This window comes from Kitasatospora sp. NPDC056184, assembly GCF_042268405.1.
In the GTDB taxonomy this organism is placed as follows: domain Bacteria; phylum Actinomycetota; class Actinomycetes; order Streptomycetales; family Streptomycetaceae; genus Kitasatospora.
On the sequence record NZ_JBHJUI010000006.1, the window covers coordinates 119,505 to 138,905 of the forward strand.

24 protein-coding genes and 1 pseudogene are annotated in these 19,401 nt (G+C 70.6%); 4 read left to right on the top strand and 21 right to left on the bottom strand.

All coding sequences use genetic code 11. From position 1 onward, the window contains the following. Nucleotides 1-4: 4 nt before the first annotated feature. The 19 genes from rplE to rfbB all read right to left on the bottom strand — a co-directional run bounded on the left by rplE (nt 5) and on the right by rfbB (nt 12,769). A complete protein-coding gene (gene rplE / locus ACFC0B_RS14505) occupies nt 5-574 on the bottom strand; it encodes a 50S ribosomal protein L5 (protein ID WP_030300393.1) in 570 nt (189 codons plus the stop codon). Next, nucleotides 574-885, bottom strand: coding sequence for a 50S ribosomal protein L24 (gene rplX / locus ACFC0B_RS14510; protein ID WP_030055828.1), 312 nt, complete (start codon nt 883-885; stop codon nt 574-576). The genes rplE and rplX overlap by 1 nt, the downstream gene beginning before the upstream one ends. A gap of 15 nt (nt 886-900) precedes the next feature. Further along, nucleotides 901-1,272, bottom strand: a complete 372-nt coding sequence (gene rplN / locus ACFC0B_RS14515; protein ID WP_030393301.1) for a 50S ribosomal protein L14 — start codon at nt 1,270-1,272, stop codon at nt 901-903. Between the two features lie 102 nt (nt 1,273-1,374). Next, complete coding sequence (rpsQ, locus tag ACFC0B_RS14520; RefSeq protein ID WP_030055826.1) at nt 1,375-1,647, bottom strand: 30S ribosomal protein S17; 273 nt, start codon at nt 1,645-1,647, stop codon at nt 1,375-1,377. Then, complete coding sequence (rpmC, locus tag ACFC0B_RS14525) at nt 1,647-1,871, bottom strand: 50S ribosomal protein L29 (RefSeq protein ID WP_030300387.1); 225 nt, start codon at nt 1,869-1,871, stop codon at nt 1,647-1,649. Before rpmC ends, rpsQ begins: the two co-directional genes overlap by 1 nt. After that, nucleotides 1,871-2,290, bottom strand: a complete 420-nt coding sequence (gene rplP, locus ACFC0B_RS14530) for a 50S ribosomal protein L16 (RefSeq protein WP_030300385.1) — start codon at nt 2,288-2,290, stop codon at nt 1,871-1,873. The genes rpmC and rplP overlap by 1 nt, the downstream gene beginning before the upstream one ends. A gap of 5 nt (nt 2,291-2,295) precedes the next feature. Next, the gene (gene rpsC / locus ACFC0B_RS14535; protein ID WP_030263494.1) at nt 2,296-3,120 is read right to left on the bottom strand and encodes a 30S ribosomal protein S3; all 825 of its coding nucleotides are present in this window, start codon (nt 3,118-3,120) and stop codon (nt 2,296-2,298) included. After that, nucleotides 3,120-3,467 carry a 50S ribosomal protein L22 gene (gene rplV, locus ACFC0B_RS14540; RefSeq protein ID WP_045304593.1) on the bottom strand — a complete coding sequence of 116 codons (348 nt, stop codon included), beginning with the start codon at nt 3,465-3,467 and terminating at the stop codon, nt 3,120-3,122. The genes rpsC and rplV overlap by 1 nt, the downstream gene beginning before the upstream one ends. A gap of 50 nt (nt 3,468-3,517) precedes the next feature. Further along, nucleotides 3,518-3,799 carry a 30S ribosomal protein S19 gene (gene rpsS / locus ACFC0B_RS14545; protein ID WP_030055821.1) on the bottom strand — a complete coding sequence of 94 codons (282 nt, stop codon included), beginning with the start codon at nt 3,797-3,799 and terminating at the stop codon, nt 3,518-3,520. An 11-nt stretch (nt 3,800-3,810) separates the two neighbouring features. Beyond that, nucleotides 3,811-4,647 carry a 50S ribosomal protein L2 gene (gene rplB / locus ACFC0B_RS14550; protein WP_376086155.1) on the bottom strand — a complete coding sequence of 279 codons (837 nt, stop codon included), beginning with the start codon at nt 4,645-4,647 and terminating at the stop codon, nt 3,811-3,813. A 36-nt stretch (nt 4,648-4,683) separates the two neighbouring features. Beyond that, the gene (gene rplW, locus ACFC0B_RS14555; protein ID WP_030300381.1) at nt 4,684-5,001 is read right to left on the bottom strand and encodes a 50S ribosomal protein L23; all 318 of its coding nucleotides are present in this window, start codon (nt 4,999-5,001) and stop codon (nt 4,684-4,686) included. Beyond that, entirely contained in the window at nt 5,001-5,678 is a 678-nt protein-coding gene (gene rplD, locus ACFC0B_RS14560; protein WP_344338031.1) for a 50S ribosomal protein L4, read from the bottom strand. Before rplD ends, rplW begins: the two co-directional genes overlap by 1 nt. 5 nt (nt 5,679-5,683) lie before the next feature. Continuing rightward, entirely contained in the window at nt 5,684-6,331 is a 648-nt protein-coding gene (rplC, locus tag ACFC0B_RS14565; protein WP_189916064.1) for a 50S ribosomal protein L3, read from the bottom strand. 14 nt (nt 6,332-6,345) lie between these two features. After that, complete coding sequence (rpsJ, locus tag ACFC0B_RS14570; RefSeq protein WP_012785157.1) at nt 6,346-6,654, bottom strand: 30S ribosomal protein S10; 309 nt, start codon at nt 6,652-6,654, stop codon at nt 6,346-6,348. A gap of 423 nt (nt 6,655-7,077) precedes the next feature. Beyond that, complete coding sequence (locus tag ACFC0B_RS14575) at nt 7,078-8,895, bottom strand: hypothetical protein (protein ID WP_376086156.1); 1,818 nt, start codon at nt 8,893-8,895, stop codon at nt 7,078-7,080. A gap of 331 nt (nt 8,896-9,226) precedes the next feature. Further along, nucleotides 9,227-10,003, bottom strand: coding sequence for a glycosyltransferase family 2 protein (locus ACFC0B_RS14580; RefSeq protein WP_376086157.1), 777 nt, complete (start codon nt 10,001-10,003; stop codon nt 9,227-9,229). Beyond that, complete coding sequence (locus ACFC0B_RS14585) at nt 10,000-10,401, bottom strand: DUF2304 family protein (RefSeq protein WP_376086158.1); 402 nt, start codon at nt 10,399-10,401, stop codon at nt 10,000-10,002. Before ACFC0B_RS14585 ends, ACFC0B_RS14580 begins: the two co-directional genes overlap by 4 nt. A 95-nt stretch (nt 10,402-10,496) precedes the next feature. Then, a complete protein-coding gene (locus ACFC0B_RS14590; RefSeq protein WP_376086159.1) occupies nt 10,497-11,798 on the bottom strand; it encodes a hypothetical protein in 1,302 nt (433 codons plus the stop codon). Next, nucleotides 11,795-12,769, bottom strand: a complete 975-nt coding sequence (gene rfbB, locus ACFC0B_RS14595; protein ID WP_376086160.1) for a dTDP-glucose 4,6-dehydratase — start codon at nt 12,767-12,769, stop codon at nt 11,795-11,797. Before rfbB ends, ACFC0B_RS14590 begins: the two co-directional genes overlap by 4 nt. Nucleotides 12,770-12,875: 106 nt before the next feature. On the opposite strand from rfbB, the gene rfbA reads away from it, so the two are divergent. The 4 genes and pseudogenes from rfbA to ACFC0B_RS14615 all read left to right on the top strand — a co-directional run bounded on the left by rfbA (nt 12,876) and on the right by ACFC0B_RS14615 (nt 16,277). Beyond that, nucleotides 12,876-13,751, top strand: coding sequence for a glucose-1-phosphate thymidylyltransferase RfbA (rfbA, locus tag ACFC0B_RS14600; protein WP_376086161.1), 876 nt, complete (start codon nt 12,876-12,878; stop codon nt 13,749-13,751). 151 nt (nt 13,752-13,902) lie between these two features. After that, nucleotides 13,903-14,283: pseudogene (locus ACFC0B_RS14605) on the top strand (dTDP-4-dehydrorhamnose 3,5-epimerase family protein); the annotation flags it as partial. A 62-nt stretch (nt 14,284-14,345) separates the two neighbouring features. Then, nucleotides 14,346-15,248, top strand: coding sequence for a glycosyltransferase family 2 protein (locus ACFC0B_RS14610; protein WP_376086162.1), 903 nt, complete (start codon nt 14,346-14,348; stop codon nt 15,246-15,248). Between the two features lie 72 nt (nt 15,249-15,320). Beyond that, entirely contained in the window at nt 15,321-16,277 is a 957-nt protein-coding gene (locus tag ACFC0B_RS14615) for an NAD-dependent epimerase/dehydratase family protein (RefSeq protein WP_376086163.1), read from the top strand. Nucleotides 16,278-16,440: 163 nt separating this feature from the next. Here the strand turns inward: ACFC0B_RS14615 and ACFC0B_RS14620 are convergent, their stop codons facing one another. Then, nucleotides 16,441-16,893 carry a GtrA family protein gene (locus tag ACFC0B_RS14620; RefSeq protein ID WP_376086164.1) on the bottom strand — a complete coding sequence of 151 codons (453 nt, stop codon included), beginning with the start codon at nt 16,891-16,893 and terminating at the stop codon, nt 16,441-16,443. Between the two features lie 26 nt (nt 16,894-16,919). Then, nucleotides 16,920-19,310 (bottom strand): hypothetical protein, encoded by a 2,391-nt coding sequence (locus ACFC0B_RS14625; RefSeq protein WP_376086165.1) that lies wholly within the window; start codon nt 19,308-19,310, stop codon nt 16,920-16,922. Between the last annotated feature and the right edge of the window lie 91 nt (nt 19,311-19,401).

Sequence of the window (19,401 nt, forward strand, 5' to 3'; positions counted from 1 at the left end):
TTGCTCACGCCTCCTTGAACGGGAAGCCCAGAGCACGCAGGAGCGCCCGGCCCTCGTCGTCGGTCTGCGCGGTGGTCACGACGGTGATGTCCATACCGCGCTGACGGTCGACCTTGTCCTGGTCGATCTCGTGGAACATAACCTGCTCGGTCAGACCGAAGGTGTAGTTGCCACGGCCGTCGAACTGCTTGGGGGAGAGACCGCGGAAGTCACGGATACGCGGCAGGGCCAGCGACACCAGACGGTCCAGGAACTCCCACATGCGGTCACCACGGAGGGTGACGTGGGTGCCGATCGGCTGGCCCTCGCGCAGCTTGAACTGCGCGATGGACTTGCGAGCCTTGGTCACGGCCGGCTTCTGACCGGTGATCGCGGTCAGGTCGCGGATCGCGCCCTCGATCAGCTTGCTGTCACGGGCGGCCTCGCCGACGCCCATGTTGACGACGACCTTGACCAGGCCCGGCGTCAGCATGACGTTCTCGTACGAGAACTGCTCCTGCAGCTGCCCCTTGATCTCGGAGTTGTAACGCTCCTTGAGGCGGGGGGTCACCTTCTCAACAGACGTCTCAGACATCAGATGTCCTCACCGGTTCGCTTGGCAACGCGGATCTTGTTGCCCTCGTCGTCGAAGCGGTAGCCAACGCGGGTGACGACCTTCTTGCCGTCCTTCTCCACGACCAGCTGGACGTTGGAGACGTGCACCGGGGCCTCGACGGTGACGATGCCACCCTGAGTGCCCGGACCCGGCTTGGTGTGCTTCTTGACCCGGTTCACACCCTCGACCAGGACCTTGTTCTCGGCGGGCATGGCCTGGATGACCTTGCCCTGCTTGCCGCGGTCCTTGCCGGTGATGACCTGGACCAGGTCACCCTTCTTGATCTTCATGCTGTTCGCCATGGGTCAGAGCACCTCCGGCGCCAGCGAGATGATCTTCATGAACTTCTTGTCGCGCAGCTCGCGGCCCACCGGGCCGAAGATGCGGGTACCACGGGGGTCACCGTCGGTGTTCTTGAGAACGACAGCGGCGTTCTCGTCGAACCGGATGTACGAACCGTCGGGACGACGGCGCGACTTCACGGTGCGGACGACGACGCACTTGACGACGTCACCCTTCTTCACCGAACCACCGGGGATCGCGTCCTTGACGGTGGCGACGATGACGTCCCCGATACCGGCGTAGCGGCGACCGGAACCACCGAGAACGCGGATGCAAAGGATTTCCTTCGCGCCCGTGTTGTCGGCGACACGCAGTCGCGACTCCTGCTGGATCACAGCTTTCTCCTGATCGTCAACGAGAGCTGACGGGCCGGCCGCTGCTCACACCAGCGCCCGCGAGGGACCTGGTGCACATACGGCCGTACCGCATCAACTTCGTTACTTGGCCTTCTCGAGGATCTCGACGACGCGCCAGCGCTTCGTCGCGGACAGCGGGCGGGTCTCCGCGAGGAGGACCCGGTCGCCGATGCCGCAGGCGTTCGCCTCGTCGTGCGCCTTCAGCTTGTTCGTACGGCGGATGACCTTGCCGTACAGCGCGTGCTTGACGCGGTCCTCGACGGCGACGACGACGGTCTTGTCCATCTTGTCGCTGACGACGAGACCCTCACGGGTCTTGCGGAAACCGCGCGTCTCGTTGGTGTTCTCAGTCATCAGGCGTTCTCCACCGTCTCGATGCCCAGCTCGCGCTCGCGCATCAGGGTGTAGATCCGCGCGATGTCCTTACGGACGAGCTTGAGCCGTCCGTGGTTGTCGAGCTGCCCGGTCGCCGCCTGGAAGCGGAGGTTGAACAGCTCCTCCTTGGCCTCGCGCAGCTTGGCAACGAGACCCTCGTTGTCCAGCTGGCGGAGGTCAGCAGCCTTGGTAGCGGCCGACATCAGCTCTCACCGTCCTCGCGCCGGACGATCCGGCACTTCATCGGCAGCTTGTGGGCGGCGCGGGTCAGCGCCTCACGAGCAACCTTCTCGTTCGGGTACGACAGCTCGAACATGACCCGACCCGGGTGCACGTTCGCGATCCACCACTCCGGCGAACCCTTACCGGAACCCATGCGGGTCTCGGCCGGCTTCTTGGTCAGCGGACGGTCCGGGTAGATGTTGATCCAGACCTTGCCGCCACGGCGGATGTGACGGGTGATCGCGATACGAGCGGACTCGATCTGGCGGTTCGTCACGTAGGCCGGGGTCACGGCCTGGATGCCGAACTGGCCGAACGCCAGCTCGGTGCCACCCTTGGAGGCGCCGCGGCGCTTCGGGTGGTGCTGCTTGCGGTGCTTGACCCGACGGGGGATCAGCATTGCGGTCAGGCCTCCGTTCCGGTGTTCTCGGCAGCCGGAGCCTCGGCGGCCGGGGCCGCGGGGGCCTCGGCAGCGGCGGGACGACGGCCGCGGCCACCGCGCTCGCCACCACGGCGCTCGCCACCGCGGGCGGGACGACCACCCTCGGGACGGGCCGGGCGGTTGCCCGAGCGGGCAGCGGCGTTCTCAGCGCGGACCTCGGCGATGTTCTTGACGTCGCCCTTGTAGATCCAGACCTTCACGCCGATGCGGCCGAAGGTGGTCTTGGCCTCGAAGAAGCCGTAGTCGACGTTCGCGCGCAGGGTGTGCAGCGGCACACGGCCCTCGCGGTAGAACTCCGAACGGCTCATCTCGGCGCCGCCGAGACGACCGGAGCACTGGACCTTGATGCCCTTGGCGCCGGACTTCATGGTGCCCTGCATCGACTTGCGCATGGCACGGCGGAAGGAGACGCGGGAGGACAGCTGCTCCGCGACGCCCTGAGCCACGAGCTGGGCGTCCAGCTCGGGGTTCTTGACCTCAAGGATGTTCAGCTGGACCTGCTTGCCGGTCAGCTTCTCCAGGTCGCCGCGGATGCGGTCGGCCTCGGTGCCGCGGCGACCGATGACGATGCCGGGGCGAGCGGTGTGGATGTCCACACGGACGCGGTCGCGGGTGCGCTCGATCTCGACCTTGGAGATGCCGGCGCGCTCCATGCCCTTCGTCATCATGCGACGAATGGCAACGTCTTCCTTGACGTAGTCCTTGTACAGCTTGTCGGCGTACCAGCGGGACTTGAAGTCCGTGCTGATGCCGAGGCGGAACCCGTGCGGGTTAACCTTCTGGCCCATTACCGGGTCCCTTCCTTGCTGCTGACGACCACGGTGATGTGGCTGGTCCGCTTGCGGATCCGGTAGGCACGGCCCTGGGCGCGCGGACGGAACCGCTTCAGGGTCGGGCCCTCGTCAACGTACGCCTCGCTGATGACGAGGTCGTCCACGTTGGAGTGGTTGTAGTTGTGCGCGGCGTTGGCGATGGCGCTGTCGAGCACCTTGCCGACCGGCACGGTCGCGGCCTGCGGAGCGAAACGCAGGACCGCCTGGGCCTCCGTGGCGTTCAGGCCACGGATGAGGTCCACCACGCGGCGGGCCTTCATGGGCGTGACGCGGATGTACCGCGCCTGGGCCCTGGCTTCCATGGTTGTCCCCTTGCTGGTGTAAGTCATTGAGTCGGTAATCTCGCTGGCGACTAGCGACGCTTCGACTTGCGGTCGTCCTTGACGTGACCGCGGAAGGTACGCGTCGGCGCGAACTCGCCGAGCTTGTGGCCGACCATCGACTCGGTGACGAACACCGGGACGTGCTTGCGGCCATCGTGCACCGCGATCGTGTGGCCGAGCATGGCCGGGAAGATCACGGAGCGACGGGACCAGGTCTTGATGACGTTCTGGGTACCCGCCTCGTTCTGCGCGTCCACCTTCTTGAGAAGGTGGCCGTCAATGAAGGGGCCCTTCTTGAGACTGCGCGGCATCTGACCTGCTCCTAGCGCTTCTTGTTGGTCTTGCGGCGGCGCACGATGAGAGCGTTCGAAGCCTTCTTCGGGCTACGAGTGCGACCCTCCTTCTGGCCCCACGGCGAAACCGGGTGGCGACCACCGGAGGTCTTACCCTCACCACCACCGTGCGGGTGGTCGATCGGGTTCATGGCCACACCACGCACGGTCGGGCGGACGCCCTTCCAGCGCATACGGCCGGCCTTGCCCCAGTTGATGTTCGACTGCTCGGCGTTGCCGACCTCGCCGACGGTCGCGCGGCAGCGCGCGTCCACCAGGCGGATCTCACCGGAGGGCATGCGCAGGTGCGCCATCTTGCCCTCACGCGCCAGCAGCTGGATGCCGGAGCCGGCCGAGCGGGCCAGCTTGGCACCGCCGCCGGGACGCAGCTCCACCGCGTGGATGGTGGTACCGACCGGGATGTTGCGCAGCGGCAGGTTGTTGCCCGGCTTGATGTCGGCGCCCGCGCCGTTCTCGACCCGGTCACCCTGCGCGATGCCGCGCGGCGCGATGATGTAGCGCTTCTCGCCGTCCGCGTAGTGCAGGAGCGCGATGCGCGCGGTGCGGTTCGGGTCGTACTCGATGTGCGCGACCTTGGCCGGCACGCCGTCCTTGTCGTGACGACGGAAGTCGATCACGCGGTAGGCGCGCTTGTGTCCGCCACCCTGGTGGCGAACGGTGATCCGACCGGCGTTGTTACGGCCGCCCTTGCTGTGCAGGGGGCGAACCAGCGACTTCTCCGGCGTGGACCGCGTGATTTCGACGAAGTCGGCCACGCTGGAGCCACGACGGCCCGGCGTAGTCGGCTTGTACTTGCGGATACCCATTTTCGTCCTCGTCTTGATCGACGATCACGGCCTCCGTCAGGAGGTCGGACCACCGAAGATGTCGATGCGGTTGCCCTCGGCCAGCGTCACGATGGCGCGCTTGGTGTCCTTGCGCTTGCCAAAACCCGTCTTGGAGCGCTTGCGCTTGCCCTGACGGTTGATCGTGTTGACAGCCTCGACCTTGACCGAGAAGACCGCCTCGACGGCCTGCTTGATCTGGGTCTTGTTGGCGCCCGGCGACACGATGAACGTGTACTTGTTCTCGTCGAGAAGGCTGTAGCTCTTCTCGGAGATGACCGGCTTCACCAGGACGTCGCGGGGGTCCGTGAACGTCTTGCTCGTAACGTCGCTCATCAGGCGGCGCTCCCTTCGAGCTCGCCCTCAGCGGCAACGGCCTTGGCGGACGCGGCCGGACCGGCCACGAAACGCTCGAAGGCGGCCTGGGTGAAGACCACATCGTCGGAGACGAGCACGTCGTAGGTGTTCAGCTGACCGGCGTCCAGGATGTGGACGTTCGGCAGGTTGCGAGCGGACTTGAGGCCCAGCTCGTCCGCACGCTCGACGACCAGGAGGACGTTCTTGCGCTCGGTGATCTTGCCGAACAGGCTCTTGGCGGCCTTGGTCGACGGCGCCTCGGTCGCGGTCACGTCGGTGACGACGTGGATGCGGTTGTGGCGGGCCCGGTCGGTGAGCGCACCGCGCAGGGCGGCGGCGATCATCTTCTTCGGGGTCCGCTGCGAGTAGTCGCGCGGCACGGGACCGTGCACGACGCCACCGCCGGCGAACTGCGGCGCACGGGTCGAGCCCTGACGGGCGCGGCCGGTGCCCTTCTGGCGGTACGGCTTCTTGCCGCCACCACGGACCTCGCCGCGGGTCTTGGTCTTGTGGGTGCCCTGACGGGCCGCAGCGAGCTGCGCCACGACGACCTGGTGCATCAGCGGAACGCTGACCTTCGCGTCGAAGATCTCGGCCGGCAGCTCGAGGCTGCCGGTCTTGTCACCCGAGGGCGACAGGATGTCAATGGTGCTCATATCCTTCACAGCCCCTTCGCCGCGGTGCGGACGAGGACGAGGCCGCCGTTCGGGCCCGGGATCGCGCCCTTGATCAGGAGCAGACCCTTCTCCGCGTCAACCGCGTGCACGGTCAGGTTCTGGGTGGTCACACGCTCGTGACCCATCCGGCCGGCCATCTTCAGGCCCTTGAACACGCGGCCCGGGGTGGCGCAGCCACCGATGGAACCGGGCGAACGGTGCTTGCGCTGCACGCCGTGACCGGCGCCGAGGCCCCGGAAGTTGTGGCGCTTCATGACACCGGCGAAGCCCTTGCCCTTGGAGGTGCCGGTCACGTCGACCTTGACACCCGCCTCGAACAGCTCGGCGGTGATCTCCTGGCCCAGGGTGTACTCGGACGCGTCCGAGGTCCGGAGCTCGACCAGGTGGCGACGCGGGGTGACACCGGCCTTGGCGAAGTGGCCCGCGAGGGGCTTGTTCACCTTGCGGGGGTCGATCTCGCCGAAGCCGATCTGGACGGCGTCGTAGCCGGCCGGGCTGTCGGCGGTGTGGACCTGGGTCACGACATTCGGCCCAGCCTTGACGACGGTCACCGGAACGACCCGGTTGTTCTCGTCCCAGACCTGGGTCATGCCGAGCTTCTCGCCCAGGATGCCCTTAATCTGCTTAGCCATCTTCGGTGCGCCTCTCAGAGCTTGATCTCGATGTCGACGCCCGCCGGCAGGTCGAGACGCATCAGCGAGTCAACCGTCTTCGGCGTGGGGTCGAGGATGTCGATCAGACGCTTGTGAGTGCGCATCTCGAAGTGCTCGCGCGAGTCCTTGTACTTGTGCGGCGAGCGGATGACGCAGTACACGTTCTTCTCAGTGGGCAGCGGCACCGGGCCCGCGACCTGCGCACCAGTACGGATCACCGTCTCGACGATCTTCTTCGCCGAGGAGTCGATGACCTCGTGGTCGTAGGCCTTGAGCCGGATGCGGATCTTCTGTCCCGCCATGGCTACCTTGTAGTCCTTCTGTCCTAGTCACTGCACGACCCCTGCTCCGACCCCCGCGCTCGGGCGTGTCGCACTCGCGCTTGCAAAAAACCGGCGATGAATTCGTCGGTCTCAAACTTTCGGGGTGGGGGGGCCGGGTCGAGGCCCCGCACACGCTTCCCGGAAGATTCCCGTACGTCCGCCCCGCAGCTGCCGTGGCGTAACACTCACGCTTGACGGCCATCACGGGAACGACGAGTACGTGGGACTCGCTTCCGGTCCTCCCGGCGGGAGGCGCGCAGCATCGGCAACTCAACCGAGCAACTTGGACATACTGCCACAGGCGGGCTCCGAAACGCCAATCGGGGCCGGTGAGGCGAACCTCACCGGCCCCGACGGGCGGTGCGCGGGGTCAGCACCCGCTTTCGGCGGGCGCGGCGCCGCTCAGCGCTTGCGCCAGACCATGAAGCCGCGCTTCTGGTCGACCCGCTCGACGTACCACTCGGCCGGGTGGTCCTTCCAGTAGGACTCCGGGGCCTTGCCCGCCTCGGGCAGCGGGGTGGCGATCAGGGTCGCCTCCGCGGGCACCGGCTGCCAGCGCGGGTCCCGGTACCAGACCCGGCCCTTGTAGACCTCGAAGGCCTGGGCCATCCGGATGTTGCCCTCGATGTCCCAGGCGAGCACCGCGTTGTCGGTGGACTTGATCCCGGCGGCCTTGGTGAAGTCGGTCGCGTAGGTCTTGCGCCAGGCCGTGTAGGGGTCGGTGATCTGCTCGGTGATGGTGGTCGTGGCGAAGGCCGCGAACAGCCCGAGCGAGATGCCGGCGGCCCAGAGGACCCGGCGGCCGCCGGCGTACCGGAACATCACGATCGCGCCCAGGATGATGAACGCCGCGGCGGTCGTCCGCCACATGTTCAGCCGGCCCCAGTCGCTGGCCAGGAACAGCGCGTCCGGCATGCCCCAGCCGATGAAGACCTGCTTGACCAGCAGCGGGCCCGCGGACCAGATCACCACTTGGGCGATCAGCACGGTGAGCGCCATCGTGCCGGCCACGGCGTAGGCGAGGCTGCGCCGGCCGGCCCGGTGGAGCACCGCGACACCCGTGACGAAGGAGACCGGGACCAGGTAGGAGCAGTACCGGGCGTACACCCAGTTGTCGATGCGCCAGTCCTCCGGGAGCGTGGCCGCGGCGGCCAGCGCGGTGCCGAAGAGCAGCGCCACCGCCACGCCGCCGACGATCCGGAACGGACGCGGGAAGCGCTTGCTGAAGAGCGCGAAGAGGCAGACGACGACCGCCAGGCCGCCGATGCCCCAGGTGGAGATCATGAAGTACCAGATCTGGCCGATGGTCCTGGTCAGCGTGCGCTGCAGGATGTCGGGGTTGGTGATGCCCTCGATCAGGTAGGTGCCGGTCTTGCTCGCGTCCACGTCGAACTGGTTGTTGAGCCACGTCGACAGCGCCTTGACGAAGCCCAGGCCGACCGCCATCACGCCCAGGCCGGTCACCGTGCTCTTCCACGGGGCCCAGCGCAGGACCAGGACGCCGAGGAACACCACGGCGGTCAGGGCCATCACCACGCCGCCGCGGTCGTGGGTGGCCATCGTGTAGGCGGCGGCCGCGGCCGTGCCCGCCGCGAACCAGGTGCGGCGCTTGAGCGAGCCCTCGCTGAGCCAGCCGTGCATGCAGAGCAGCCAGGACAGGATCAGCACCGGGAGCACGGTGTCCGACAGGACGTACTGCGAGTAGAAGACCACCGGCGGCAGCAGCGCGGTGGCCGCGGCGAAGACGAAGGCCAGCGGCCGCTGCAGGCCGAAGCGGCGCAGCGCCAGGAAGGCCAGCGGGAGGACCAGCGCGTTGAGCAGCGCGTTGATCCCCATGATCATGTGGTACGCGGTGTTCGGGTCGTCCGCGATCCGGAAGGCCGGGGAGATCAGCAGCGGGTAGCCGCCGGGGATGACCGAGCCGACCGGCATCTCGGTGCTGCCGCGGCCGGCCAGCACGCGGGCGAGGACGAGGTAGGAGTCCTCGTCGGCGTGCACCGACGGGTAGTACAGATGGCGGACGAGGACGAGCCGGAAGAGCACCTCGCCGAGGTATCCGGCGGCCAGTGCGCCCGGCCAGAACCAGCGCCGGCCCTGGGCCCGCTCGAACCACGCCGCCACCCGGGTGGTCACGCCGAACGGCCGTTCCCCATCGCTCTGCGGTCTGCTCCCGACGGCGCCGTCCGGGTGCTCCTCGACGGTCTCTGCTGAAGTCTGCACTGAACTCCGACTCTTCCCTGAATGGTCCGGCGCTGCGCAGGACCCGGCAGCCGCTGCGGCCGCTCCGATTGTGAAGGTCACGCCGACAACCGGCGGAGGCGCCGTGGGTACGGGCCAGACGGGCACCGGTACGCGGTCGTCCTCGGCTCGGGCCACCGGGCACGAACGACCCGGCGGCCACCGACACGCTAGCAAGTACCGCGGGGGCCGCGCCGCCGGGCCGCCGCGGGGTGCCCGTTCGGCCCGGCGCTCGCGGCCGATGAGGCGCGAGGCCCGGAGCGTGTGCGCCTGGCGCACGCGCTCCGGGCCTCGCGCCGGTCCCGGGACCGGATCAGGCCTTGCCGACCAGCTCGCGGTGGCGGGCGGCCGACCGGGTGGCCGGCTGGATCAGCCGCAGGTGCGGCGGCATCCGGCGGATCATCGCGAGCAGCAGCACCAGGCCGGCCCGGGCCAGGTAGACCGTGGCCTTGATCGGGGAGGCGCTGGGGGTGCCGGTGGTCCGCTCGCGCATCGCGACCGGCACCTGCCGGATCACGAAGCCGCAGCGGGCGGCGCCGACCATGCTCTCGATCGTGTCGCCGAGGTACTCGACCGGGTACCACTGCGAGAAGAACTCGATCATCGGCTTGTTGCAGGCCTTGAAGCCCGAGGTGGTGTCGGTGAGCTTGGTGCGCGCCACGCGGGACAGCACCACCGACAGCAGCTTCATCGCCCAGGCGCGCGGGCCGCGCACCTTGTAGGAGCCCTCGCCGGCGAACCGCGCGCCGATGACCAGGTCGGCATCGTCGAGCTTGGCGATCAGCGTCGGGACGTACGAGGGGTCGTGCTGGCCGTCGGCGTCGCACTGCAGCGCGATGTCGTAGTCGTGCAGGTGCGCGTAGCGGTAGCCGAGCCGCATGGCGCCGCCGACGCCCAGGTTGTACGGGAGCTGCGCGACCTTGGAGCCGTGCGCCGCCGCGACGGCCGCGGTGTTGTCCACCGAGCCGTCGTCCACCACCAGGGTGTCCACCCCGGGCAGCTTCTGCTGGATCTCGCGCAGGATCTTGGGCAGACCCTCCGACTCGTTCCAGGCGGGAAGGATGATCAGAACCTTCTTGCCGTCGATCATGCCCTCACCTCGGGGTCATTGGTGCCGCGCGCGTCGTGGTTCGTCCCCGCGACCGGGTAGCCGGTGTGCTCGGCCAGGTGCGCCCGCATCATGGCGACGTCCTCGGCCAGGGTGCGGGTCTCCGCCTCCAGCCGGGAGGCCTCCCAGCTGAGGTGCAGCGAGACCAGCAGGACGAGCACGAAGCCCGCGAACAGGACGAGGCTGACACCGGACGCGATACCGACCCGGCGGGCGGTTGAGTCCAGGATCGTGGGGAAGAATCCGAGCGGCGCCACGACGACACCGATCGCGAGCCAGATCGCCGCGTACTTCTCCCGGAGTTGCTGCCGGCGCAGCAACTCCAGGATGTAGACGAGCACCAGCACGCCGGTGATCGAGGTAATGACGGAGAGTTGCACGACTGGGAGCGCCTTTCAGCGGCAGTGGCGTGGCCAACAAATGGTATGGACATCTTAAAAGGCGTGGCGATGCCCCGTGGCCGACGCCCCGTGTGCTAACGCGCCGCCAGAGGTGCCCGCTGCTCCGCCACCGCGGCTGCGGGGGCGGCCATCGAACGCGCCAGCGCCCATAGCATGGCAGCAGCGCTCACTCCGGCACCAGCCAGGTAGGAGAGTTCGGCCCGGGTGGCGATGTCCCCGGGCACCAGGACGACGGCGACCAGCACCGCGGTGCCCGCCAGCCAGGCGAACAGCTGGCGCTGGTGGCGGCCCAGCGAGAGCAGGGCCTGGCCGAACACGGTCGCCAGCATGAAGCAGAGGGTGCCCAGCACCAGCCAGAGGAAGTCCGTCGCGCCCAGCACGTCCTGCGCCTTGAAGAGCACCTGGACGGCCCACGGGCCGAGCAGGACCGTCGGCACGCCGGCCGCCGTGCACATCGCGACCACGATCCCGCCGGTGCGCAGCAGCATCCGGCGGAACTCCGCCTGGTTGCCGGCGGCCGCCGCGCCGGAGAGCGAGGAGACCAGCGAGGCCTGGATCGCCGCGTAGGCGAACAGCGGGACGCGGGCCAGCACCACCGCGTTGGCCAGCGCGGCGATCAGCGCCTTCGACGACGGCGAGAGCCCGCTGACGCTCACCACCACGGCGTTGACCATCAGCTGGGAGAGCAGCATCGAGGCCGTCAGCAGCCCCAGGCCCGCGGTGACGTCCCGCCAGGCCGGGGCCGGGCCGCCGCGCCGGTCGGCGATCACCTTGCGCATGCCGATCAGCGAGGCCGACAGCGGGGCGACCACCAGGATCAGCGCGAACGCCGTCGGCGAGTGCACGCCGAACAGCGGGATCAGCGCGGCCAGGCCGATCCGCAGCCCGCCGTCGACGGCGAGCTGCAGGCCGTAGGCGCCGAAGTGGCCGAGCCCGGCCAGCGCGCCGCGGGCCACCGAGCTGATCGCCAGGCCCACCATCGCGCCGCCCAGCCCGGCGACGAGTCCGAGGCTGCCGTCGAAGAACCGGTCGGCGATCGGCCGGGCCGCGACGGCGACGCCGGCCAGGACCACGACCAGCACCGCCACGGTGGCCAGCAGGATCCGCCGGATCGCCGGGCCCGGGCCGTTGCCGGCCACGTCCCGGGCGGAGACCAGGCGGTTCAGCTCGAGTTCGACCGGCGTGAACAGGCCGTACCCGACGGACATCACCAGGGTCCACAGGACGTTGACGCCCGCGACCTGGTCGGTGTCCAAGCTGTGCCCGGCCAGCGCCAGGAAGATGTACGACGAGGCACCGAGCACGACGGTGCCGCCGAGAACGAGCCGGACACCCGGGGGCAGTGCCCCGAGCAGCTTGGACACCGGGTTGGTCATCGCAGGGCGGCCTTGGCCTTCAGCGGCTCCCACCAGGCGCGGTTGTCCCGGTACCACGCGATGGTGGCGGCGAGACCGTCCTCGAAGCGGACCTGCGGCGCGTAGCCGAGCTCCTCGCCGATCTTGGTGATGTCCAGCGAGTAGCGCAGGTCGTGGCCCTTGCGGTCGGCGACCGGCTCGACCATCGACCAGTCGGCGCCGGCGGCCTCCAGCAGCAGGCCGGTCAGCTCCTTGTTGGTGATCTCGGTGCCGCCGCCGATGTTGTAGACCTCGCCGGCCCGGCCCTTGCGCATGGCCAGCTCGATGCCGCGGCAGTGGTCGGAGACGTGCAGCCAGTCGCGGATGTTGCCACCGGTGCCGTACAGCGGCACCTTCCTGCCGTCCAGCAGGTTGGTGGTGAACAGCGGGATGACCTTCTCCGGGAACTGGTAGTGCCCGTAGTTGTTGGAGCAGCGGGTGACCACCACGTCCATGCCGTGGGTGCGGTGGTAGGCGAGCGCCAGCAGGTCGGAGCCGGCCTTCGAGGCGGAGTACGGGGAGTTCGGGGCCAGCGGCCACTCCTCGGTCCACGAGCCCTCGGAGATGGAGCCGTACACCTCGTCGGTGGACACGTGCACGAAGCGGCCCACGCCGTGCTTCTTCGCCGCGTCCAGCAGCACCTGGGTGCCCAGGACGTTGGTGACGACGAACGGACCGGCGCCCTCGATCGAGCGGTCCACGTGCGACTCCGCCGCGAAGTGGACGACCACGTCGTGGCCGGGCATGACCGCGTCGACGGCCTCCGCGTCGCAGATGTCGCCGCGGACGAAGGTGTAGCCGCTGTGGTCGGCGACGGGCGCCAGGTTGGCCTCGACACCCGAATAGGTGAGCTTGTCGAAGACGGTGATCTGATCCGTTGCCCCGGCGCCGAGCAGCTGCCGGACGAACTCTGAACCGATGAAGCCGGCACCGCCGGTCACGAGGATGCGCATAGTGCGGGCAGTCTACCCGTGCCCCGACGGCCCCCCGCCCGGGGGCGAGGCCCCTCGCCGACCTCGCCCGAGCTGGCCGCCTCCCGGGTCACATAAGCTTCGCGCCATGCGTGGAATCCTCTTGGCGGGTGGCACCGGTTCACGACTGTGGCCGCTGACCCGAGCAGTCTCGAAGCAGCTCCTCCCCGTCTTCGACAAGCCGATGATCTACTACCCGCTGTCGACCCTGGTCATGGCGGGGATCAGCGAGATCCTGATCATAACGACCCCCCAGGACCAGGAGCAGTTCCAGCGGCTGCTCGGCGACGGCTCCCAGTTCGGCCTGAAGCTGGAGTACGCCGTCCAGGAGAAGCCCGAGGGCATCGCCCAGGCGTTCGTCCTGGCCGCCGACTTCATCGGCGACGAGCCCGTCGCGCTGATCCTCGGCGACAACATCTTCCACGGCAGCGGCCTCGGCACCCGTCTCTCGCAGCACACCGAGCCGGTCGGCGGCCGCGTCTTCGCGTACCCCGTCGCCGACCCGACCGCCTACGGCGTGGTCGAGTTCGACGACAAGGGCCAGGTCATCTCCATCGAGGAGAAGCCCACGCAGCCCAAGTCCCGCTACGCCGTCCCCGGCCTGTACTTCTACGACAACCGCGTGGTCAAGATCGCGGCCGGCCTGCAGCCGAGCGCCCGCGGCGAGCTGGAGATCACCGCCGTCAACGAGGAGTACCTCAAGACCGGCGAGCTGCACGTCACCATCCTCGACCGCGGCACCGCCTGGCTGGACACCGGCACCTTCGTCTCGATGGTCCAGGCCTCCGAGTTCGTCCGGGTCATCGAGGAGCGCCAGGGCTTCAAGATCGGCTGCATCGAGGAGGCCGCCTGGCGGGCCGGCCTGATCTCCGCCGCGCAGCTGCGCGAGCTGGCCGAGCCGCTGCGCAAGAGCGGCTACGGCGACTACCTGATCGCGCTGCTCGACGAAGAGGTCCGGCACTGAGGCTCCGCGAGCTGTCCGTGCCGGGTGCCCCGGAGATCACCCCGAGCGACTCGGGGACCCGCGCGGCGGGTTCACGGAGTGGTCCCGCTTCGACCCGCGTGTCGGCTCCCCGACCTCCGGCACGTGGGAGCTCGTCCGCCTCGACGAGGCGGAGCGCGAGTGCCCCCGCGCCTGCGCGGGCCTCGGCCACGGGTTCTGCGCGCTGAGCGGGAGCGCCGCGCTGTCGTACACCTGCTCGGAGGCCGGCGACCCGGCCGGTGAGCACGGCGTCCACCCGCTCGACCCGGACCCCGGGATCGCGTGGCCGGTGGACGAGCCGCGGCTCTCCGCCCGGGTCGCGGTCGCCCCGTCGCCGTCCAGGGCGATCGCGACCGGCCCGCTCCCGGACCGCGCGGCCTGCCGGGAGCACACCGCGGGCCTGCGCGTCTCCCGACCCCGACCGGTGCCCGGTCCGCCCCCGCGGCGGACCGGGCACCGCCGTACCGGGAGGCGGGACAGCGGCGGGCGGACCGCCCCGGACGGCTCAGTATGATGGGCCCGCCGCAGGGTCTCCCCCTGTCCCGGCCCCGACTCCGACCAGCGGATGTGCCCCCCATGACGACACTGGAAATCCTGCTTCCGTACTACGGCGACGTCGCGCTGATGCAGGCCGCGGTGCGCAGCGTGCTGGCCCAGACCGACGGTGACTGGCGGCTGACCGTCGTGGACGACGGCAAGGAGCCCGGGGTCCCGGAGTGGTTCGCCCAGCTCGGCGACGACCGGGTGCGGTACTTCCGCAACGAGCAGAACCTCGGCGTCACCGGCAACTACCGCAAGTGCCTGGGTCTGGCCGAGTACGAGCACCTGGTGTTCATGGGCACCGACGACATCATGCTGCCCACCTACGTGGCCAACGTCCGCTCGATCCTGGAGCAGTACCCGCGGGTCGCCATGGTGCAGCCCGGTGTCGACGTCATCGACAGCGCCGGCAAGGTGAGTTCCACGCTGGCCGACGAGGCCAAGCGGCGGCTGTACGCGCCCAAGATCCAGGGCCGCCGGCTGCTGGGCGGCGAGGAGCTCGCGGTCAGCCTGCTCCGCGGCAACTGGCTGTACTTCCCGGCGATCTGCTGGCGCACCGACGCCGTGAAGACCGCCGGCTTCCGGGACAACCTGGAGATCATCCAGGACCTCGCGCTGGTCATCGACCTGCTGCAGGCCGGCGAGCACATGGTGGTCGACGACACCAAGGCGTTCCAGTACCGCCGGCACGCCGTCTCCGCCTCCACCTCCTCGGCGTTCAGCGGCACGCGCTTCACCGAGGCCCGCCGCTACTTCCTGGACGTCGCCGACCGGCTCGACGCGCACGGCTGGCACCGCGCCGCCAAGGCCTCCCGGCTGCACCTGTCGGCCCGCATCCACGCGCTCACCCTGGTCCCGGGCGCGGTGCGCGCCGGGCAGTGGGACGGCGCCAAGACCCTGCTGCGCAACGCCACCAGCACCGCGGGCCAGCCCCGCTGAGCCTCGGCCGCCGCACCGGCCGCGCCGAGCCCGTCCCTCCGCCGAGCACCGCCATCTAGGGAGTCCCCTGCCATGACCACCCCGCACCCGGCCCCGGCCCGCTACGCCGTCCTCGGCGGCACCGGCTTCATCGGCCGACTGCTCGGCGACCGGCTCCTGGAGCAGGGCATCGAGGTCCTCAGCGTCGCCCGCAAGGCCCCCGAGGTCCCGGCCCCCGGCCGGTTCGCCGCCTTCGACCTGTCCGTCGCCGACCCGGCCGAGCTCGCCGAACTGCTCGACCGCGAGCGGATCGACACCGTCGTCAACGCCGCCGGCGGCATGTGGGGCCTCACCGACGAGCAGATGCACGAGGCCAACGTCGTGCTCACCGAGCGGCTGATCGAGGCCGTCGCCGCGATGGCCGCCCCGGCCCGGCTGGTCCACCTCGGCAGCGTGCACGAGTACGGCATGGCGCCGGTCGGCGTCAGCCAGCACGAGCAGGACACCCCGGCCCCGGTGATGGAGTACGGCCGGCTCAAGCTCCTCGCCACCGAGGCCGTCGTGCGCGCCACCGAGGGCGGCCGGCTGGACGCGGTCGTGCTGCGGCTCGGCAACGTCGTCGGCGCCGGCCAGCCCGGCCACAGCCTGCTCGGCGTGATGGCCGGCAAGCTCGACGCCGCCCGCCTGGCCGGCACCACCGCCGAGCTGTCGCTCCAGCCGCTCTCCGCCCAGCGCGACTTCGTCGACCTGATCGACGTCCTGGACTCCGTGCAGCTCGCCGCCGAGTTCCTGGCCGCCGGCCGCCGCGTCCCGCCGGTGCTCAACATCGGCAGCGGCTCGGCCGCCGCCGCCCGGCAGCTGGTCGACCTCCTGATCGAGGAGAGCGGTGTGCCGACCGCGGTCACCGAGGTCCCCGCCCCGGAGGGCACCGGCCCGGAGACCGAGTGGCAGCAGATGGACGTCCTCGCCGCCCGCGACCACCTGGGCTGGGTGCCGAAGCGCTCGCTGCGCCAGTCCGTCCGCGCCCTGTGGCAGGCGCAGACCGCCTGACACCGGGCTCTCCGCGCGACGGGGGCGGGCCGTGCGGCCCGCCCCCGTCGCGTTCCCTCCCCCCTCCGTCGGGAAGCCATGAGCACGCGCCCCCAGCGCCACCCTCTGCTCCGCCCGCGCGGCGGCCCCCGAAGGGGCCTGAGAGCCCCGGGGCCCCCGGGGCTCAGTCCTTGAAGACCCAGACCTTCAGCAGCAGGAAGCGCACCACCGTGGCCAGGCCGTTGGCCACGATCAGTCCGCCGACCTCGACCGCCTTGGAGGCGTCCGGCACGGCCCGGTCCAGCAGGGCCAGCATCCCGGAGCTCAGCCCCAGGCCGATCAGGAACGCCACCGCGCCCTGCAGTTGGTGCTTGACGGCGCCGTCGCTGCCGGTGATGCCGAAGGTGAAGCGCCGGTTGGCGGCGGTGTTGGCGACCGCGCTCACCGCGAGCGCGATCAGGTTCGCCGCCTGCGCGTCGACGAACCACCGCGCGGCCACGTACAGGCCCAGGTAGAACAGCGTGCTCAGCACGCCGATCACCGCGAACGACGGGAGCTGGCGCTTGACCGTGCCGGCCGGCGGCGCCGCCGGCCGCTGGTCCGGCGTGGCCGCGGGAGGCTTTTCGGTGGAGACCATCTGGATGCCCAATGCTTCGGAGTCGGTCAGGAGAGCTCGTACACGGCCATCCGGCCGTTGTCGAAGACCTGCGTACTGAGGGTCTTCAGGGCCGGCGACTCCGGCCCGGTCTTGCGGTTCACCACGACGTAGCGGACGCGGTGCTCGGCGCGCAGCCGGCCGAGGACCTCCGCGGTCGGCCGGTAGACGGCGTCGTCGTTCAGCGCGAGCAGCCGCTGGTCCCAGAAGCTGCCGGACTTCTCCGACATCAGCCGCGGCGAGTAGGCCCAGCCCTCCACCAGCACCGAGCGTTCCGAGTAGGCGCTCAGGTAGAACGACAGCGCGTTGGTGCACGCCGCCCCCGGGTGGGCGTAGTCGGTGTCCGAGCGGCAGTGGGTGTTGGTGGCGAGCACGTCCTCGGGTGCGCTGTGCGCGCGCACCCAGCGCGCGGCCTGCACCTGGCTGGCGGGCAGCGGCCAGGTGCCGTCCCACAACCGCTCCCCCGCCTGCCGCACGTCGAGCAGCAGCGCGGGCGCGCCCGCCGCCAGCGCCGCGGTGAGCAGGACCAGGCCGCCGCGGTGGCGCAGGGCGGGCAGTGCCCGGCCCGCCGCCCGCCACAGCAGGCCGCACACCGCCGCGATGCCCGCGAGCGCCGCGGCCGCGGCCAGCGCCGGCACCAGCGCGGCGTAGGACGCCGTGCCCCCGGCGTCGCCGACCGCGTTCAGGGCGAAGGCCGCCCAGTCGTCGGCGTGGCGGTGGATGCCGTGGGTGAGCAGCAGGACGAAGGCGAGCGTGCCGGCGGCCAGCGCGGCCTTGCCGCGGGCCGGCAGTGCGGCGCGCTCGAAGACCTCGGTGTAGCCCCAGGCGGACAGCAGCACGCCGAAGGAGAGCCCGGCGAGCGTGAAGTAGCTGGAGTTGAAGCCGTTGACCGCCAGATAGGCCGCCGGCCCGGCGACGGCTCCGCCGAGCAGGAACCACTGGGCCGGCTCCGGCCGGAGCCGCCGGCGCAGGAACAGCGGAACCGTCCCCGCCATCCGGAGCTGGTGGTTGAGCAGGAACGCGACCAGGGTGACGGCGACCACCGCGCTCCGCGTCACCGCGGTACGGCTCTGCTGCGGATCGGCCCAGTACCTGGCGATGTTGCCGAAGGGCACCACGTCGAGGCCGTAGCTCTCGAACCGGAACAGCACGGCGGTGGCGAAGAGTTGGGCGCCGCCGACGATCGCGCCGAGCCCGATGACGGTCCACGGGACGCGCCGGGTGCCGATCAGCACCATCAGGCCGGCGAACGCCAGGCCGGCCAGGGTCACCGGCAGCGAGCTCGCCTTGGCGGCGCTGGAGGCCAGCGCGAACAGGGCGGTCAGGACGAAGGCGCCCCGGCCGAGCGCGGGGATCCCGCCGGGCTCCCGGCCGCCGCGGCCGCGCAGCGCGTCGCCGACCACGCCCACCAGGGCCATCAGCAGCGGCTGGCTGTAGGTCAGCGACAGGCTCGCCCACATCATCAGCGGCACGGCCGGGGCCCCGAAGGGCCAGCTCGGCGAGTCGCTCGGGTAGCTCGCGCCGAACTCGCCCACCGCGAAGATCAGGAGGGCCGCGGCCGGTCCGGCCCACGCCCGGCCGGTCAGCCGGTGGGCCACCGCGGTGGTGACCACCATGGCGAGCGCGGCCAGCGCGGGCACCATCAGCCGCATCTGGATCACCGTCAGGTCGATGCGCCCGACCAGGTCCCCCATGGCCATGTGGGCGAAGGTGAACCAGTGGTAGTGCAGCGGCTCCCCGGCGGCCTGCGGGAAGGTCGGCGGCATGTGGTGCTTGGCGTTGCCGGCGAGCGAGAGCAGGTACGGCAGGTCGATGAACTGCCGGGTGGTCTCGGTGTCCGGCAGCACCGGGTTCCGGCTCAGGAAGACCGCGTACAGGTAGCCGCCGGTCAGCGCGACCGTGCCGGCGACCGACCAGGACCAGCCGGCCGGCATCCGGCGGTAGCCGCGCGGGAACCAGTGCCGCCGCAGCCCCGGCACCGCGAGGAACGGGACCACCACGGCCAGCGGCCAGGCGGCGGCCGCCGCCTGCAGGCCGAGGCCGACCAGCACGGCCCAGGCGAGCAGTTCCAGGGCCAGCCCGACCACCGCGCCGAGGGCGAGGTCCTCCAGCAGCGTGTGCGGCCGGCGGCGGAGCGCGCGGAAGACGAGTGTGCCGGGCAGCAGGACGGCCCAGAGCAGGTAGCCCGTGTAGCGGGCGATGTCGCCGAACGAGGTGTCGGCGGCCGACAGCAGGGCGACCAGCAGGGCGTAGGCCGCGGCCGCGGGCAGGAACCCGAGCAGCCGGGTGCCCGGTCCGTACGGGGCCGCGCCGGTCCCCGACACGGCGCTCGCGCCGGACCGCTCCGGCGCGGCGGCCCGCGCGCCCGGCGCGGGTACGGTGCCGTCAGTCGTGCCCATCGTCCACTTCTCCTGCGCCACTGCGTCGCCCGGCGGGCCGGCCCCGGCCGCCGGCTCGGCCCGCGGCGGGGCGCCGGGGCCCGGCCGGGTC

Excerpts from the sequence above, each read along its gene's own strand:
- rplE (WP_030300393.1), bottom strand. The coding sequence starts at position 574 with ATGTCTGAGACGTCTGTTGAGAAGGTGACCCCCCGCCTCAAGGAGCGT.
- rplX (WP_030055828.1), bottom strand. The coding sequence starts at position 885 with ATGAAGATCAAGAAGGGTGACCTGGTCCAGGTCATCACCGGCAAGGAC.
- rpsQ (WP_030055826.1), bottom strand. The coding sequence starts at position 1,647 with ATGACTGAGAACACCAACGAGACGCGCGGTTTCCGCAAGACCCGTGAG.
- rpmC (WP_030300387.1), bottom strand. The coding sequence starts at position 1,871 with ATGTCGGCCGCTACCAAGGCTGCTGACCTCCGCCAGCTGGACAACGAG.
- rplP (WP_030300385.1), bottom strand. The coding sequence starts at position 2,290 with ATGCTGATCCCCCGTCGGGTCAAGCACCGCAAGCAGCACCACCCGAAG.
- rpsC (WP_030263494.1), bottom strand. The coding sequence starts at position 3,120 with ATGGGCCAGAAGGTTAACCCGCACGGGTTCCGCCTCGGCATCAGCACG.
- rplV (WP_045304593.1), bottom strand. The coding sequence starts at position 3,467 with ATGGAAGCCAGGGCCCAGGCGCGGTACATCCGCGTCACGCCCATGAAG.
- rpsS (WP_030055821.1), bottom strand. The coding sequence starts at position 3,799 with ATGCCGCGCAGTCTCAAGAAGGGCCCCTTCATTGACGGCCACCTTCTC.
- rplB (WP_376086155.1), bottom strand. The coding sequence starts at position 4,647 with ATGGGTATCCGCAAGTACAAGCCGACTACGCCGGGCCGTCGTGGCTCC.
- rplW (WP_030300381.1), bottom strand. The coding sequence starts at position 5,001 with ATGAGCGACGTTACGAGCAAGACGTTCACGGACCCCCGCGACGTCCTG.
- rplD (WP_344338031.1), bottom strand. The coding sequence starts at position 5,678 with ATGAGCACCATTGACATCCTGTCGCCCTCGGGTGACAAGACCGGCAGC.
- rplC (WP_189916064.1), bottom strand. The coding sequence starts at position 6,331 with ATGGCTAAGCAGATTAAGGGCATCCTGGGCGAGAAGCTCGGCATGACC.
- rpsJ (WP_012785157.1), bottom strand. The coding sequence starts at position 6,654 with ATGGCGGGACAGAAGATCCGCATCCGGCTCAAGGCCTACGACCACGAG.
- ACFC0B_RS14580 (WP_376086157.1), bottom strand. The coding sequence starts at position 10,003 with ATGATCGACGGCAAGAAGGTTCTGATCATCCTTCCCGCCTGGAACGAG.
- ACFC0B_RS14590 (WP_376086159.1), bottom strand. The coding sequence starts at position 11,798 with ATGACCAACCCGGTGTCCAAGCTGCTCGGGGCACTGCCCCCGGGTGTC.
- rfbB (WP_376086160.1), bottom strand. The coding sequence starts at position 12,769 with ATGCGCATCCTCGTGACCGGCGGTGCCGGCTTCATCGGTTCAGAGTTC.
- rfbA (WP_376086161.1), top strand. The coding sequence starts at position 12,876 with ATGCGTGGAATCCTCTTGGCGGGTGGCACCGGTTCACGACTGTGGCCG.
- ACFC0B_RS14610 (WP_376086162.1), top strand. The coding sequence starts at position 14,346 with ATGACGACACTGGAAATCCTGCTTCCGTACTACGGCGACGTCGCGCTG.
- ACFC0B_RS14615 (WP_376086163.1), top strand. The coding sequence starts at position 15,321 with ATGACCACCCCGCACCCGGCCCCGGCCCGCTACGCCGTCCTCGGCGGC.
- ACFC0B_RS14620 (WP_376086164.1), bottom strand. The coding sequence starts at position 16,893 with ATGGTCTCCACCGAAAAGCCTCCCGCGGCCACGCCGGACCAGCGGCCG.
- ACFC0B_RS14625 (WP_376086165.1), bottom strand. The coding sequence starts at position 19,310 with ATGGGCACGACTGACGGCACCGTACCCGCGCCGGGCGCGCGGGCCGCC.